General features: G+C 69.9%; 14 protein-coding genes. 7 read left to right on the forward strand and 7 right to left on the reverse strand.

Features of this window, described 5'->3' with window-relative positions:
- The 3 genes from AB0D85_RS33305 to AB0D85_RS33315 all read left to right on the forward strand — a co-directional run bounded on the left by AB0D85_RS33305 (position 1) and on the right by AB0D85_RS33315 (position 3,620).
- Complete coding sequence (locus AB0D85_RS33305) at positions 1-948, forward strand: PrsW family intramembrane metalloprotease (protein ID WP_362328474.1); 948 nt, start codon at positions 1-3, stop codon at positions 946-948.
- A gap of 71 nt (positions 949-1,019) precedes the next feature.
- Positions 1,020-1,259 carry a heavy-metal-associated domain-containing protein gene (locus AB0D85_RS33310; protein ID WP_362328476.1) on the forward strand — a complete coding sequence of 80 codons (240 nt, stop codon included), beginning with the start codon at positions 1,020-1,022 and terminating at the stop codon, positions 1,257-1,259.
- A 90-nt stretch (positions 1,260-1,349) separates the two neighbouring features.
- Positions 1,350-3,620 (forward strand): heavy metal translocating P-type ATPase, encoded by a 2,271-nt coding sequence (locus AB0D85_RS33315; RefSeq protein ID WP_362328478.1) that lies wholly within the window; start codon positions 1,350-1,352, stop codon positions 3,618-3,620.
- A gap of 583 nt (positions 3,621-4,203) precedes the next feature.
- On the opposite strand, the gene AB0D85_RS33320 is transcribed toward AB0D85_RS33315, so the two are convergent.
- The 4 genes from AB0D85_RS33320 to AB0D85_RS33335 form a co-directional block, all read right to left on the reverse strand.
- Positions 4,204-5,493, reverse strand: a complete 1,290-nt coding sequence (locus AB0D85_RS33320) for a citrate synthase (protein WP_351690840.1) — start codon at positions 5,491-5,493, stop codon at positions 4,204-4,206.
- A gap of 178 nt (positions 5,494-5,671) precedes the next feature.
- Positions 5,672-7,972 carry an ATP-dependent RecD-like DNA helicase gene (locus AB0D85_RS33325; RefSeq protein ID WP_362328481.1) on the reverse strand — a complete coding sequence of 767 codons (2,301 nt, stop codon included), beginning with the start codon at positions 7,970-7,972 and terminating at the stop codon, positions 5,672-5,674.
- Between the two features lie 29 nt (positions 7,973-8,001).
- Positions 8,002-8,187 (reverse strand): DUF397 domain-containing protein, encoded by a 186-nt coding sequence (locus AB0D85_RS33330; RefSeq protein WP_362328483.1) that lies wholly within the window; start codon positions 8,185-8,187, stop codon positions 8,002-8,004.
- Between the two features lie 8 nt (positions 8,188-8,195).
- Entirely contained in the window at positions 8,196-9,032 is an 837-nt protein-coding gene (locus AB0D85_RS33335; protein WP_362328485.1) for a helix-turn-helix transcriptional regulator, read from the reverse strand.
- 178 nt (positions 9,033-9,210) lie between these two features.
- On the opposite strand from AB0D85_RS33335, the gene AB0D85_RS33340 reads away from it, so the two are divergent.
- The gene (locus tag AB0D85_RS33340) at positions 9,211-9,615 is read left to right on the forward strand and encodes an ATP-binding protein (RefSeq protein ID WP_362328487.1); all 405 of its coding nucleotides are present in this window, start codon (positions 9,211-9,213) and stop codon (positions 9,613-9,615) included.
- A 38-nt stretch (positions 9,616-9,653) separates the two neighbouring features.
- Here the strand turns inward: AB0D85_RS33340 and AB0D85_RS33345 are convergent, their stop codons facing one another.
- A complete protein-coding gene (locus AB0D85_RS33345; RefSeq protein WP_362328489.1) occupies positions 9,654-10,235 on the reverse strand; it encodes a hypothetical protein in 582 nt (193 codons plus the stop codon).
- A 141-nt stretch (positions 10,236-10,376) separates the two neighbouring features.
- Here AB0D85_RS33345 and AB0D85_RS33350 point away from each other — a divergent pair, with 141 nt between their 5' ends.
- From AB0D85_RS33350 to AB0D85_RS33360, 3 genes are all read left to right on the forward strand, one after another.
- Entirely contained in the window at positions 10,377-11,702 is a 1,326-nt protein-coding gene (locus AB0D85_RS33350; RefSeq protein WP_362328491.1) for an aminotransferase class I/II-fold pyridoxal phosphate-dependent enzyme, read from the forward strand.
- A gap of 143 nt (positions 11,703-11,845) precedes the next feature.
- Entirely contained in the window at positions 11,846-12,565 is a 720-nt protein-coding gene (locus AB0D85_RS33355; RefSeq protein ID WP_362328493.1) for a hypothetical protein, read from the forward strand.
- A gap of 153 nt (positions 12,566-12,718) precedes the next feature.
- Positions 12,719-13,213 (forward strand): proline dehydrogenase, encoded by a 495-nt coding sequence (locus tag AB0D85_RS33360; protein WP_362328495.1) that lies wholly within the window; start codon positions 12,719-12,721, stop codon positions 13,211-13,213.
- A gap of 87 nt (positions 13,214-13,300) precedes the next feature.
- Here AB0D85_RS33360 and AB0D85_RS33365 read toward each other — a convergent pair whose 3' ends face one another.
- Entirely contained in the window at positions 13,301-14,140 is an 840-nt protein-coding gene (locus AB0D85_RS33365; RefSeq protein ID WP_362328497.1) for an enoyl-CoA hydratase/isomerase family protein, read from the reverse strand.
- Positions 14,137-15,390: a cytochrome P450 gene (locus AB0D85_RS33370; RefSeq protein ID WP_362328499.1), complete on the reverse strand. Its 1,254-nt coding sequence runs from the start codon at positions 15,388-15,390 to the stop codon at positions 14,137-14,139. Before AB0D85_RS33370 ends, AB0D85_RS33365 begins: the two co-directional genes overlap by 4 nt.
- Positions 15,391-15,408 lie beyond the last annotated feature (18 nt).

The raw sequence follows: 15,408 nt of genomic DNA on the forward strand, positions 1-15,408 counted from the left end.
GTGACCCACTCGCACCCCGGCCGGCCGCAGGCCCGTATCCCCGGTCCGCAGCAGCCGCCACCGCCGTACCCCCGCATCCGGGCCGGCCTGTGGAAGCGCTGCCTCGGCGGCGGGCTCGCCCTGTGGGCGCTGACCGCGGTGGTCACGTACGCGACGAGGAACACCACGCTGCTGCCGACCCTGATCCTGCTCGGCAGCTTTCTCGTGCCGGTCGTCTTCGTCCTCTGGGCGTACGAGCGGCACGGCCGTGACCTGGGCGTCAGTGCGATCCTCGGCTGTTTCCTGACCGGCGGCACGCTCGGGGTGCTGGGCGCCTCGGTGATGGAGTTCTACCTCGTCCACCCGTCCTGGGGGATGTTCGTGGCCGTCGGCCTGATCGAGGAGGCGGTGAAGCTCGGCGCGCTGGTGTTCGTGCTGCGCCGGCTGCCCGGCATCCGGGGCATACGGGCCGGTCTGGTGCTCGGCGCCGCCGTCGGCTTCGGCTTCGCGGCCCTGGAGAGCTCCGGGTACGCCTTCAACGCGGCGGTCTCCACCGAGGGCATCGACCTGCGGGCGCTGATCGAGACGGAGATCCTGCGCGGGGTGCCGGCCCCCTTCGGGCACGGTCTGTGGACGGCGATCGCGGGCGGCGTACTGCTCTCGTACCGGCGTCCGAACGGGCGTTTCCGGTTCACCGGTCCGGTCGTCGGCACCTACGTCGGCGTCGCGCTGCTGCACGCTCTGTGGGACTCCACGCACGGCGTCGCGATCTGGCTGGTGGCACATCTGGCCGGCACCGGCCTGGACCGGCAGCTGTTCGCCGAGGGGTACATCCCGCGCCCCACCGCGACACAGGAGCACCTCTTCACCCTGTTCTCGGTCGGTCTGCTGGTGCTCGTCTCACTGCTCGGCGTCGCCTGGGTGTGTTCGCTGACGCGCCGCGATCCCTCTTGGAGAAATACCCCCTAGGGGTATAGTGTGAAAACAGTGGGGCCCTCGTGGGCCCCATCGGCCCCACACGCCTCGACGAGGAGAACGACATGACCGCCCAGACCGACCTCCCGGGCTCCGTCACCGCCGTCTACAAGGTGACCGGCATGAGCTGCGGACACTGTGAGGGTTCCCTCTCCGCCGAGCTCTCCGAACTCCCCGGCGTCACCTCGGTGAAGGCCGTCGCGGCCAGCGGCGAGGTCACGGTGGTCTCCGAGGCCCCGCTCGACGAGGCGGCCGTGCGCGCCGCCGTCGACGAGGCCGGCTACGAGCTCGTCGGCCGCGCCTGAGAACACCCCCTTCACCAGGAACTTCACCGGGCCGTACCGACCAGCTGATACTGGATCCGTGCGGCCCGGTCCGATGTCTGGAGTCCGGACATGAGCAGCACCACCACCGCACAGACACCGATAGCCCCGGTACCACCGGCACCGCCGGCCGAGACCTCCGAGGTCGAGCTGCTGATCGGCGGCATGACCTGTGCCTCCTGCGCCGCCCGGGTCGAGAAGAAGCTCAACCGCATGGACGGCGTCACCGCCACGGTGAACTACGCGACCGAGAAGGCGCGGGTCACATACCCCGGGGGGGTTCAGGTCGCCGACCTGATCGCCACGGTCGAGAAGACCGGGTACACGGCCGAGGAGCCCTCGCCGCCGGAGCCGCAGTCACAGCCGGAGGCCGAGCCGGGCCGGGATCCCGAACTGGCCGCCCTGCGCCACCGCCTGCTCGTCTCCGTGCTGCTCGCCGCGCCGGTCGTGCTGCTCGCCATGGTTCCGGCGCTGCAGTTCGACAACTGGCAGTGGCTGTCCCTGACGCTCACCGCCCCCGTCGTCGTCTGGGGCGGCTGGCAGTTCCACCGGGCCGCCTGGACCAACGCCCGGCACGGTGCCGCCACCATGGACACCCTGGTCTCGGTCGGCACGCTGGCCGCGTTCGGCTGGTCGCTGTGGGCGCTGTTCCTCGGCGACGCGGGCATGGCCGGCATGCACGACGAGTTCCGGTTCACCGTCTCGCGCATGGACAGCGCGTCCACCATCTACCTGGAGGTGGCGGCCGGGGTCGTCGCGCTGATCCTGCTGGGCCGCTATCTGGAGGCGCGCTCCAAGCGCCGGGCGGGCGCGGCCCTCAAAGCCCTGATGGAGCTGGGCGCCAAGGACGTGGCCGTCCTGAGGAACGGCCGTGAGGTACGGGTCCCGGTGGCGTCCCTGGCCGTCGGCGACCGGTTCGTCGTACGGCCCGGGGAGAAGGTCGCCACCGACGGGACCGTGGTCGAGGGCGCGTCCGCGGTGGACGCGTCGATGCTGACCGGCGAGTCGGTGCCGGTGGACGTGACCGTCGGCGACGCCGTCACGGGCGCGGCCGTCAACGCGGGCGGGCGGCTGGTCGTGGAGGCGACGCGGGTCGGCGCGGACACGCAGCTCGCGCGGATGGCGAAGCTGGTGGAGGACGCGCAGAACGGCAAGGCCGAGGTGCAGCGCCTCGCCGACCGGATCTCCGCCGTGTTCGTCCCGGCCGTCATCCTGGTCGCGCTCGCCACCTTCGGGGTCTGGCTCGGCGTCACGGGCGACACGGCCGCCGCGTTCACGGCCGCCGTCGCCGTGCTGATCATCGCCTGCCCGTGCGCGCTGGGCCTGGCCACGCCGACCGCGCTGATGGTCGGCACCGGGCGGGGCGCGCAGCTCGGCATTCTCATCAAGGGTCCCGAGGTGCTGGAGTCCACGCGCCGGGTCGACACCGTCGTGCTCGACAAGACCGGGACGGTCACCACCGGCCGGATGAGCCTTCAGGACGTGTACGCCGTCGAGGGCGCCGACAAGGACGAGGTGCTGCGGCTCGCCGGGGCGGTCGAGCACGCCTCCGAGCATCCGGTCGCGCGGGCGGTCGCCGCGGGGGCCGGGGAGCGGGTCGGGCCGCTGCCCGCGGTCGAGCACTTCGAGAACGTCCCGGGGCGGGGCGTCCGTGGGCGCGTGGCGGGCCGTGAGGTGGCCGTGGGCCGCCTGTTCGACGTGGTGCCGGAGGAGTTGACCCAGGCGCGCTCCCGGGCCGAGCAGGAGGGTCGTACGGCCGTCCTGGTCGGGTGGGACGGAGAGGCCCGGGGGATTCTCGCCGTCGCCGACGCGGTCAAGGAGACCAGCGCCGAGGCGGTGCGCGGACTGCGCGCGCTCGGGCTGACGCCGGTGCTGCTGACCGGCGACAACCGGGCGGTGGCCGAGGCGGTCGCGCGGGCGGTCGGGATCGACGCCGAGCACGTGATCGCCGAGGTGCTGCCCGAGGACAAGGTCGACGTCGTACGACGGCTGCAGGGCGAGGGGCGGACGGTCGCCATGGTCGGCGACGGCGTCAACGACGCGGCCGCGCTGGCCACCGCCGATCTGGGGCTCGCGATGGGCACGGGGACGGACGCGGCGATCGAGGCCGGCGATCTGACCCTGGTGCGCGGCGATCTCCGGGTGGCGGCCGACGCGATCCGGCTGTCCCGGCGGACCCTCGCCACCATCAAGGGCAACCTCGTATGGGCGTTCGGCTACAACGTGGCCGCGCTCCCGCTGGCGGCCGCGGGACTGCTGAACCCGATGATCGCGGGGGCCGCGATGGCCTTCTCGTCGGTGTTCGTGGTGACCAACAGCCTGCGGCTGCGCACCTTCCGCTGAAGTTACCGGCGGTTCGGCCCAGCTGATGTAAGAGTCCCCCTAGAGTCCAACGCGCACCTCACATAAGCTCTTCACAAGGCTCGCGCATCATCCTTACGCTTGAGCTCCGATCGCCATATCGGGGCTCTTGCGCATCTATCGGACAGATGCAAGAGACGCAGATCACAGTGATGTGAACGTAACCATCGAAGGGGTTCGAAGGTCTAAGTTGGCGATGTCAGAGAAGCGTCTTGGGGGGCGCTGACCTGGCATCTGGGGATGTCTTGGGGGACTTCCTCAGAGATGCGTTGCCGGGGCACGTACGTCGGGAAGCTTTGAGCGGCCCTCCCGTTCCGTACGGGTCCCGGCAGATCGCACCGCATCACTGGATGTAGTACGGCGAGTTCTGCTCGTTGTGCTCAAAGCAGCGTTTCAGGCGCTGCCGTACCGAGCGCCCGGCCGGATCCCGTGGGGGGAATCCGCACCGGGACACGGGAAGGCGCCCTGGTCGCCGGCCCGTGGGGGGACCGGCGCTCCAGGGCGCCTTCTGCTATGCCCGTACGGCGGGGGCACCGATGGACGGCGCCCCCTGGCCCGGCAGGTGTCAGCGCTCCTCGACCGGCACGAAGTCGCGCTCGACGACGCCCGTGTAGATCTGGCGCGGGCGGCCGATGCGGGAGCCCGGCTCCTTGATCATTTCCTGCCACTGGGCGATCCAGCCCGGGAGGCGGCCGAGGGCGAACAGGACCGTGAACATCTCGGTCGGGAAGCCCATGGCGCGGTAGATCAGGCCGGTGTAGAAGTCCACGTTCGGGTAGAGGTTGCGCGAGACGAAGTAGTCGTCGGAGAGCGCGTGCTCCTCCAGCTTCAGCGCGATGTCCAGCAGCTCGTCGGACTTGCCGAGAGCGGAGAGGACGTCGTGCGCGGCCGACTTGATGATCTTGGCGCGCGGGTCGAAGGACTTGTAGACCCGGTGGCCGAAGCCCATCAGACGGACGCCGTCCTCCTTGTTCTTCACCTTGCGGATGAAGGAGTCGACATCGCCGCCGTTGGCCTGGATGCCCTCCAGCATCTCCAGCACGGACTGGTTGGCGCCACCGTGCAGCGGGCCCCAGAGCGCGGAGATACCGGCGGAGATCGACGCGAACATGTTCGCCTGCGACGAGCCGACCAGACGGACCGTCGACGTCGAACAGTTCTGCTCGTGGTCCGCGTGCAGGATCAGCAGCTTGTCCAGCGCCGAGACGACGACCGGGTCCAGCTCGTAGTCCTGCGCCGGCACCGAGAACGTCATGCGCAGGAAGTTCTCCACGTAGGAGAGGTCGTTGCGCGGGTAGACGAACGGGTGGCCGACCGACTTCTTGTACGCGTACGCGGCAATGGTCGGAAGCTTGGCGAGCAGGCGGATGGTGGAGAGGTCGCGCTGCTTCGCGTCGAACGGGTTGTGGCTGTCCTGGTAGAAGGTGGACAGCGCCGAGACGACCGACGACAGCATGGCCATCGGGTGCGCGTCGCGCGGGAAGCCCCGGTAGAAGTTCTTGACGTCCTCGTGCAGCAGCGTGTGCCGCGTGATCTCGTTCTTGAACGTGGTGAGCTCGTCCACGGTCGGCAGCTCACCGTTGATCAGCAGGTACGCCACCTCAAGGAAGGTGGAGCGCTCCGCCAGCTGCTCGATCGGGTAGCCGCGGTAGCGAAGGATGCCCGCCTCACCGTCGAGGTAGGTGATGGCGGATTTATAGGCAGCGGTGTTGCCGTAACCGCTGTCCAAGGTCACGAGACCGGTCTGGGCGCGGAGCTTCCCGATGTCGAAGCCCTTGTCGCCGACGGTGCTGTCGACCACCGGGTAGGTGTACTCGCCGTCGCCGTACCGCAGTACTACAGAGTTGTCGCTCACGTCTTCCCTCACCGACGTAGTGCCTCATCTTCGAGGTGCCCTGACTGTCTCTACCATCCCCCATTTGGCTCAGGAGAGTGCACTCGGGGTCGACCGTTGGGCCCATCGGCGGCACTCAGTGCCGCCAACCTGCTCATCCTGCCCCCTTGTCTCCCCATCTGGAAGTGGTCTGTGACCTTCACGACTCATTTGATCGATCATTTTTTTGGATACCACCGCGGGTACCGCTCCCGCCGAGCCTGAAGTCCAGCGCGGTGCAGCGCCGACCTGCGGACACGGTGCGCACCGCCTGCCCGATCGCCTTGCGCGAACCGACGAGAACGACCAGCTTCTTGGCGCGGGTGACCGCCGTGTAGATGAGGTTCCGCTGGAGCATCATCCACGCGCCCGTGGTGACCGGAATCACCACGGCGGGATATTCACTCCCCTGTGAACGGTGGATGGTCACCGCGTAGGCATGGGCCAGTTCGTCCAGTTCGTCGAATTCGTACGGCACCTCCTCGTCCTCGTCCGTCAGCACCGTGAGGCGCTGATCGACCGGGTCGAGCGCGGTGACGACGCCCACGGTGCCGTTGAAGACACCGTTCTTGCCCTTCTCGTAGTTGTTGCGGATCTGGGTGACCTTGTCCCCGACCCGGAAGACCCGCCCGCCGAACCGCTTCTCGGGCAGGTCGGGGCGGCCGGGGGTGATGGCCTGCTGGAGGAGTCCGTTGAGCACCCCTGCTCCGGCCGGCCCCCGGTGCATGGGCGCGAGCACCTGTACGTCCCGCCGCGGATCGAGCCCGAACCTGGCCGGAATCCGCCGGGCCGCGACGTCCACCGTCAGTTTCCCCGCCTCCTCCGTCTCGTCCTCCACGAAGAGAAAGAAGTCGTTCATGCCGTCGGTGACGGGGTGCTGCCCGGCGTTGATCCGGTGCGCGTTGGTCACCACCCCCGACTGCTGGGCCTGCCGGAACACGCGCGTGAGGCGCACCGCCGGGATCGGACCGCCGTCGGCGAGCAGGTCACGCAGCACCTCTCCGGCCCCGACGCTGGGCAGTTGGTCGACGTCCCCGACAAAGAGCAGATGCGCACCGGGCGGTACGGCCTTCACCAGCTTGTTCGCGAGCAGCAGGTCCAGCATCGACGCCTCGTCGACCACCACCAGGTCGGCGTCGAGCGGCCGGTCCCGGTCGTAGGCCGCGTCCCCGCCGGGCCTCAGCTCCAGCAGCCGGTGCACGGTCGACGCCTCGGCACCGGTCAGCTCGGCGAGCCGCTTGGCGGCCCGCCCGGTGGGCGCGGCGAGCACCACCTTGGCCTTCTTCGCCCGCGCCAGCTCCACGATCGACCTGACGGTGAACGACTTCCCGCAGCCGGGCCCACCCGTCAGCACGGCGACCTTCTCCGTCAACGCCAGCCTGACGGCGGCCTCCTGCTCGGGGGCGAGATCGGCGCCGGTACGGTCCTTCAGCCAGGCGAGGGCCTTGTCCCAGGCGACGTCCCGGAACGCCGGCATCCGGTCGTCCTCCGTCCGCAGCAGGCGCAACAGCTGGGAGGCGAGGGCGACTTCGGCGCGGTGGAAGGGGACGAGGTAGACGGCGGTGACGGTTTCGGCGTCCGGGGTGGGACCGGGCAGCTTCTCCCGTACGACGCCCGGGTCCTCCCCGTCCTCGGGCGGCGCCGCCAGTTCGCCGAGGCAGTCGATGACAAGTCCCGTGTCGACCTGGAGGAGTTTCACCGCGTCCGCGATGAGCCGCTCCTCCGGGAGGTAGCAGTGCCCCTGGTCGGCGGACTGCGACAGCGCGTACTGCAGCCCGGCCTTCACCCGCTCCGGGCTGTCATGGGGGATCCCGACGGACTGGGCGATCTTGTCCGCCGTCAGGAACCCGATGCCCCAGACGTCGGCGGCGAGCCGGTAGGGCTGGTTCTTCACGACGGAGATCGACGCGTCGCCGTACTTCTTGTAGATCCGCACGGCGATCGACGTCGACACCTCGACGGTCTGGAGGAAGAGCATGACCTCCTTGATCGCCTTCTGCTCCTCCCAGGCGTCGGCGATCTTCCTGGTCCGCTTCGGCCCGAGCCCCGGCACCTCGACCAGCCGCTTCGGCTCCTCCTCGATGATCCGGAGGGTGTCCGTCCCGAAGTGCTGGGTGATCCGGTCCGCGAACACCGGCCCGATGCCCTTGACCAGCCCCGACCCCAGATAACGCCGCATCCCCTGCACGGTGGCGGGCAGCACGGTCGTGTAGTTCTCGACGGTGAACTGCTTCCCGTACTGCGGATGCGACCCCCACCGCCCCTCCATCCGCAGCGACTCCCCCACCTGGGCACCGAGCAGCGCGCCGACGACCGTGAGGAGATCGCCGGCGCCTCTGCCGGTGTCGACACGGGCGACGGTGTAGCCGTTCTCCTCGTTGGCGTACGTGATGCGTTCGAGCACGCCTTCGACGGTGGCGAGTCGTCGTTCGCCTGTGGGGGTCCCCGCCTGCTGAGCCATGAACCGACGGTACTGGTGAGGACTGACAGTCAGCGGAGCGGTGTGGATTTCAGGGCGTCGAGGAAGGTGGTGAAGGCGGGGGCGGGGAAGGTGAGGGTGGCGCGGGCGGGGGTTTTGGAGTCGCGGACGGCTATGCGGGCGGGGGTGGTCGCGATCTCCACACAGTCATTGCCGTCGCCCTCGCCCGAGTAGGACGACTTCCGCCAGGTGTCCATGGGGTGCCTCACAGCTCTTTCGCCAGGTTGTGGATGAAGTCACGCGACCGTCCGGGGTCGAGTGACACATCCTCAACCCTACGGAAGCGCGTTCGATAGACGTTGAGCTGAGACTCGGAGTCGATGAACACCGAGCCATGAGGAGCGTCGCGCACCACGGTGTCCAACCCGGGTACGCGTCCGCCCACGTACGTCATCGTGCTGGAGGCTGTGGCGAAGTCGTCCAGGTCGAAGGGGACGACCCGCACGGTGATGTGGTCCGCCTCGGAGCGCTCAAGGAGCCTCGCGAGTTGGGCCCGGGAGGCGGAACGGTCACGGACCCTCATACGCAGGGCCGACTCGTGGATCACCAACTTGTACGGGATGGTGATCTGCTGACGCCTCATACGGTGACGTACGCGCAACTCCAGCTCACTGGAGGTCAGCTCGGGCAACCTGGCCGAGAAGACCGCACGGGCGTAGTCCTCCGTCTGCATCAGGCCCGGCACATACAGGATGGCCACTTCATGGCGGAACGAGCCGTGGTGATCCAGTTCGGCGAGATCCAGGAACGACGTCGGCAGCTTCCACCGGTACTCCTCCCACCAGCCGCGTGTCCGGTCCGTGGCCATGGCCACCAGGGCGTCGACGAACTCCGTGTCCAGACAGGCGTAGTGGGATACAAGGCGTCGCAGACGCTCCTCGCTCACACCGGCGAGTCCGGTCTCGAGATGGCTCATCTGGGCGCGATTCGCTCCCAGCAGTGCTGCCGCTTCGATGGCGGTGAGCCCCGCAGCCTCGCGGAGTCTGCGCAACTCGATGCCCAAGCGCATCTGGCGTGCGGTTGCTTCGCGCCTCAGGGGCATCAATTGCTCCTCGTTCGGGGGCGGATCACGCGATCAGCTTGCTCGGTCACACATGTTAGCCCTACCGTCAGTGACGCAACACATACGCAGCGGAAGTGCACCGCTCCGTCCTGCCGTGACGGCCGCGGCAACGCCACCGCGCGTGAGTCTCCCCCACAACCACCGGAGTTGATGACGCATGCCCGACGCCTGGGAGTACACCCTCACCATCCCCAACGACCTCCGGGCGGTCACCGTCAGCCGTCACACCCTCAGACTCGTGCTCACCGCACACGGACTCGCCCGTTTCCTCGACATCGCCGAACTCCTCGCCACAGAGCTGGTCTCCAACGCCGTACGGCACACGAAGGGCCCCGCCGCCCTGCGCGTCCGCTGGTCGCCTCCCGGCACCCTCCGGATCGGCGCGTGGGACGCGGACCCCGAACCGCCGGAGCCGCCCGTGCCGTTGGAGGGGATCGGGGAGCTGGAGGAAGGGCGGGGACTGGCGCTCGTACGGGCCTGCTCGGACCTGTGGGGCTGGCAGCCGCTGTCCAGGTACGGCAACCGGGGCAAGTACGTGTGGTGCGAGCTGGCCGCGGCGTAGACCGGCCACGCCTCCAGCAGGGCTCGGCCCACCTTGGCTCAATCCTGCTCCTGCCGCCATTCACGAGGCCAATTCCCGGACGGGGGCGGGGGCCCGACGACTCCGAGTTCACTACGGGCGGCCGCGTAGAAGGAATCACGTCTCCGGCTCACCCGCTGCGAGTCGCGAATCCACCCCTCGACGTCGTCCCTCTGCTCCCGCGCATGCAGTTCCAACGTCCAGACAGCCTCATGCCATGACCGCGCCGCCACGACGGTGCCGGCGTCGCCGACCAGCAGAACGGACTCCCACAGCGTGGCCCGCCGGGCTTCGGCTTCGGCAAGGAGCTGCAGCCCGGCGGCTGGTTCCAGCGGATCCACGACGTTCGCGTACCCCAGTGCCGCACCGATGCGCTGGGTTATCCAGATCTGCTCCTTGAGGGCATTGCCGTATCGCGCGTACACGTCGAACTTCTTCTCCTGCCAGCGCTCGGCCTGCACTCGGCGCCATCGTGTCCGTTCCGTCAGCGTCGTGGTGGCATACGAGCCGGCGGCGCCGACCGCGACTCCCAACAACGTGGCCAGCTGATCCACAAACACCGCATCCCCCTGCATGTTCGACGGCCCGGAAACAGGCAGCATGAGATCCCTTCCCGTGGCTGCGTGATGCAGGCCGAAGCCGTGGGCCGCACCGGCATCCCTCCATACCCAGCAGCTTTGACATAGGACATATTCAATATGACCTATGTCAAATGTTATGGTCGTGGGAGGAGGTGGTGTCCGGTGCAGATCAGCGGGACGACGGCGACGGAGATCGCGGACAGTGTGCGGGACCTGATCGCGTCGGGTCGGTTGGCGTCGCAGGACCTGCTCCCGCCGGTGCGCAAGCTGGCCGAGGAGCTGGGGGTGAACCGGAACACCGTGGCCTCGGCGTACCGGCAGCTGGTGGCCGCCGGTGCGGCGGAGACCCGCGGCCGCGGTGGGACGGTCGTGACGGGGGTGCCGCAACTGGCCGGTGAGGGAGCGTGGTTCGGTGGCCGCCTGATCGATCTGGCCAGCGGCAACCCGGATCCGGAACTGCTCCCCGATGCGCTGCAGGCGCTCCGTGGCGGCGGGTACCGGCCCGCGTTGTACGGCGCGCCGTCGGTCGATCCGGACCTCGCCGCCTGGGGGCGGGCGCAGTTCTCGCCGGACGTCTCCGTGGACGGTTTCCGGGTTCTGGTCACGCATGGCGCGGTGGATGCCACGGAGCGGCTGTTGACCGCCCATCTCACCCGGGGTGACGCGGTTGCGGTGGAGGACCCGTGCTTCCTGGCCAGCATCGGCACCCTGCGGCTGAACGGTTTTCGCACTGCCGCGGTCCCGGTCGACGATGCGGGGATGCGGCCCGAGGCCCTGCGGGCGGCGTTGGAGTCCGGGGTGCGGGCGGTGGTGTGCACGCCGCGGGCCCACAACCCGACCGGTGTGAGCGTCACGCGCGAGCGCGCCGCCGAACTGCGGTCGGTCCTTGAGGCGTTTCCCCGGGTCCTGATCGTCGAGGACGATCACTTCTGGGCGGTCTCCAACGTGCCGTACCACCGGATCACGCCGCCCGGGACCTCACGGTGGGCGTTGGTGCGTTCGGTGTCGAAGTTCCTCGGGCCGGATCTTCGGCTCGCGCTCGTCGCCACCGACGAGGACAGCGCCCAGCGCCTGCAGACGCGGCTGAACACCGGGACGACGTGGGTGAGCCGGCTGCTGCAGCACGCCGTGTGCGGGATGCTGCGTGATCCGCAGGTGCACGAGCTGACCGCGCGGGCGCGCGACGCCTACGCCGAGCGCAGTTCACTTCTGCTGGCCGAGCTGGGCGCGCGGGGCATCGGGCGTCCGGCCGGTTACCGGCCGGACGGCCTTAACGTCTGGGTGCCACTGGGCACGGAGGCCCGTCCGGTCGCGGACGCGCTGGCGCGGCGCGGGTGGGCGGTCCGGCCCGGCCACCTCTTTGCCGCCGGGACCGGCACCGGCGAGGAGATCAGGGTGACCACCTCCACGCTCACCGTGCAGCAGGCACGCGACTTCGCCGACGACCTCGCCGCCGTCCTCCCCGTCCTCCCCGTCCACCCCACCTGACCCGCCGCGCACCGCGCCGGGACCGGCCGGCTGCCGTCGAGGCGGCCCGGTCTTCGCTTTCGACCACCACCCACCGCCGGAGGCATGCGTCATCGCGGCGGACTGCTCCCCTGACACGCACAACCAGAGAGGCCGGCACAGCCATGCGCACACACATCGTCGTCCACGAGGCGTTCGAGGCCCCGGGGGCCTTCGAGAACTGGGCCATGTCCCGGGGCCACGACCTCGCCTTCTCCCGGGTCCACGAAGGCGACGCGCTGCCCGTGTCCGTCCAGGACATCGACCTGCTGATCGTGATGGGCGGCCCTCAGCAGCCCGGCACGACCGTCGAGGAGTGCGCGCACTTCGACGCAGCCGCGGAGAAGGCCCTCATCTCCTCCTGTATCGAGGCGGACAAGGCCGTCATCGGTATCTGCCTCGGTGCCCAGCTCGTCGGTGAGTCGCTCGGCGCCGCCTGGGCACCCAGCCCGAACACGGAGATCGGCTCCTTTCCCGTCACGCTCACCGACGCGGGCCGCGAGCACCCCTTCCTCACCGGCTTCGGGGACTCCTTCGACACCGGCCACTGGCACAACGACATGCCCGGCCTCACCGACGAGGCGACCGTGCTGGCCACCAGCGCCGGATGCCCCCGCCAGATCGTCGCCTACAGCCGTTACGTGTACGGCTTCCAGTGCCACATGGAGTTCACCCCGGACTGCATCGAGGCCCTGATAGAGCACGACGAGAAGGAACTGGCCGCACTCGCCGACCGACCCTACGTCCAGCAGCCCGACCAGCTGCGTGCCAACGACTACACGGAGATGAACGCCAAGCTCACGACGTTCCTCGACCGGCTCGCCGCGGACTATGCCGCCCGCTGAACAGCGGCAGGCCCTCGGTGTCGACGACCATGTGCCACTTGCGACCGTAAGGCGAGCCCCGGGTGCACGCACCGCAGCAGCCGTCAGGCTGGATGCGGCGGTACGTGCAGTCGCCGGAGCCGGTGGGCCGTCCGGGCCCGGCAGACTGGCCCCATGGACGCTGGTCTCGCCGCCCTGTTGGGCGCCGCCGTCGGTTCGCCGGCCACCCTTGGCGCCGCGCTCGTGAACGGGCGGGCGCAGGCGCGGGCGCAGCACGATCAGTGGCGCCGTCAGCACCGCCGCGACGCATACGCCGGGTACCTCGGCGCCCTCCATGACCGCGACATCGCCATGGACGCGGTCCTCGACGCGCTGCGCTCCGACGCGCCCGACCTGTCCGACGTCGACGAGAAGACACGCCGCTTCGTCGCCCTGGCCCGTGAGGTGCACCGGGCCGTCGAAGTCGTGATCCTCGAAGGGCCGGCCGCCCTCGCGGACGTCGCCGAACGTGTCACCCACGCCTCCGACGACCTGTCCCACGTCATGCGGCGGACGGCGGAGGACACGCACGCGGGAGACACCGCCCGCAGAACCGAGGACGCCGCCCTCGCCACCGAACGGGAGCGGACTGACGTCGGCGGCCCTGTCGGGCTTCGGCGCCCCGAGTGATACGACAGCCCCGGTCCCGGGCGCCCAGTGCACGCGTTCTGCGCGACTGGGCGGCCGCGGGGCCGGGGCTTTGCGTGGTGGCGTCGGTCAGCGGGGCTGGGTGAGTTGGGCGGCGAGGAGGTGGGCGTCGAGGAGGGCCGTGTCGGTGGTGCGGGCGGCCTTCGCGTAACCGGTGAGCATGCGTTTGGTCAGGACGAGCGCCTGCGGCGAGCGTCGGGCGAGGGGCCTGGTCCAGGCGGTGACGGCGGTGTCCAGCTGGTCCAGGGGGGCGACCTTGTGGAGGAGGCCCAGGCGGTGGGCGGTGGAGGCGTCGAACTCGTCGCAGGTGAGCATGAGTTCGCGGATCCGGGCGGCGCCCGCCTCCGTGATCAGGCGGCCCATGGCGCCGCCCCAGGCGGGGGCGAGGCCGAGGCCCAGTTCCGGCATGCGGAAGCGGCAGGTGTCCGCACCCGCGCGCAGGTCGCAGTAGGCGGCCAGGGCCAGGCCCGCGCCGATGACCTTGCCGTGCAGACGGGCGATCGTCACGGCGTGGGTGTTCTCCAGGGCCTGGCAGACCCGTTGGGCCTTGTCCGCGATGCGGCGCAACGCGGCTCCGGTCGGGTCGGCGACCAGAGCGTCCTGGTACTCCCGGCGGTCCGCGCCCAGGCAGAAGTCCTCGCCCAGGGAGGAGAGGACGAGGATACGGATGTCGGGCTGCTCGTGGAGGCCGTCGAGGACGGCGATGAGCGCGTCCAGGACGGCGGCGCTCAGGACGTCGTCCTGGGTGGTGGACGGGTTGAGCCGGACGTGGAGGACCGGGCCGTCCAGGGCGAGGGTCAGAGGGGCGGGGTGGGCGGGCCCGGGCTGGGCACTCAGGGGGGCGGCGGGGGACACATCCTGGGCATCGGGGGCCACGTCCAGGGTGTCGGGGGCTACCGGCAGGTTCATGACAGTGCTAGGTCCAGATTCATGAGGCGCCTGAAGGCCACCCGGCGGGAGGCCCACTCGGGGCGGCGGACCAGGGTGAGCCGGGGCAGGCGGGTGATCATCGCGCGGAGGAGGGCCTGGGCCTCCAGGCGGGCCAGGGGTGCGCCCAGGCAGTGGTGGATGCCCCCGCTGAACGCGATGTGGGTCGGGTTGCGGCGTGGATCGAAGGAGTCGGGGTCGGTGAACCGGGCCGGGTCCCGGTGGGCGGCGCCCACCATGAGGTGGACCATCTCCCCCTCGTGGACCTCGACGCCCTCCAGGACGCAGTCCTGGGCGGCGACCCGGCTGATGACGTGGATGGGAGGGTCGTAGCGCAGTGCCTCCTCCACGAACCCGGGGACGAGGTCGGGTTCGGCGGCGAGACGGCCCCAGCGGTCGGGGTCCTCGACCAGGAGGTAGGTCATCATGGACAGCAGGGTCGCGGTCGTGTCCAGGGCTGCCAGCAGGACGAACAGGGTGAGGGAGTAGACCATGTCGTCGGCCTTGTCCCGGTCGTCCGGTTCCAGTTCGTCCCAGGTGGCTATCCACCGGGACACGGGGTCCTCGCCGGGCCGGGCGCGCCGCTCCCGCACCACGGCCATGACGTAGGAGCGCAGTTCGGCCATGGCCACGTCCGAGCGGGCCAACTGGGCGGCGTTGGGCAGCAGTTCCTGGGTGAAGACCTGTTCATGGGTCAGTTCGCGCAGGCGCGGCCAGTCCGCGCTCGGCAGCCCCAGCCAGTCGCCGATGGTGGCGACGGGAAGTTCCTCGCTCACCAGGTCGATGAAGTCCGCCTCACCGGCGCGCAGACGGTCGTGCAGGGTGTCCACGAGACGGTCGGCCACCTCGCTCACCCGGCCGCTCAGCTGCTCGATGGTGGAGCGGCCGAAGTTGCCCGCCGACCTGCGCACCCGGGTGTGCTCCGGGGGGTTGAGCGCGGGCAGGGTACGGCTGATCTCCCGGGAGGACGGGGCGCTCCAGCGGGTGCGTTCCCCCTGTCGCTCACGCCAGTTGCTGTCGGGTTCGAGCCAGGCGGGGCTGCGCAAAATCCGGTCACAGGTGCCGAATCCGGTCACCAGATGACCGCCCCAGGGGGCGGGGCTGACGTCGCCCCGCCCCCGGAGCTCTGCGTAGAACGGGAATGGGTCGGCCTGTCCTTCAGCCGTCCGAAGACGGTGGAACAGGGAAACGGTGGCGCGACGATCCGCTGACGGTGTCGTGACACTCCCCACGATGACGGCTCCTTTCTG

Source organism: Streptomyces sp. NPDC048277, assembly GCF_040652235.1.
Taxonomy (GTDB): domain Bacteria; phylum Actinomycetota; class Actinomycetes; order Streptomycetales; family Streptomycetaceae; genus Streptomyces.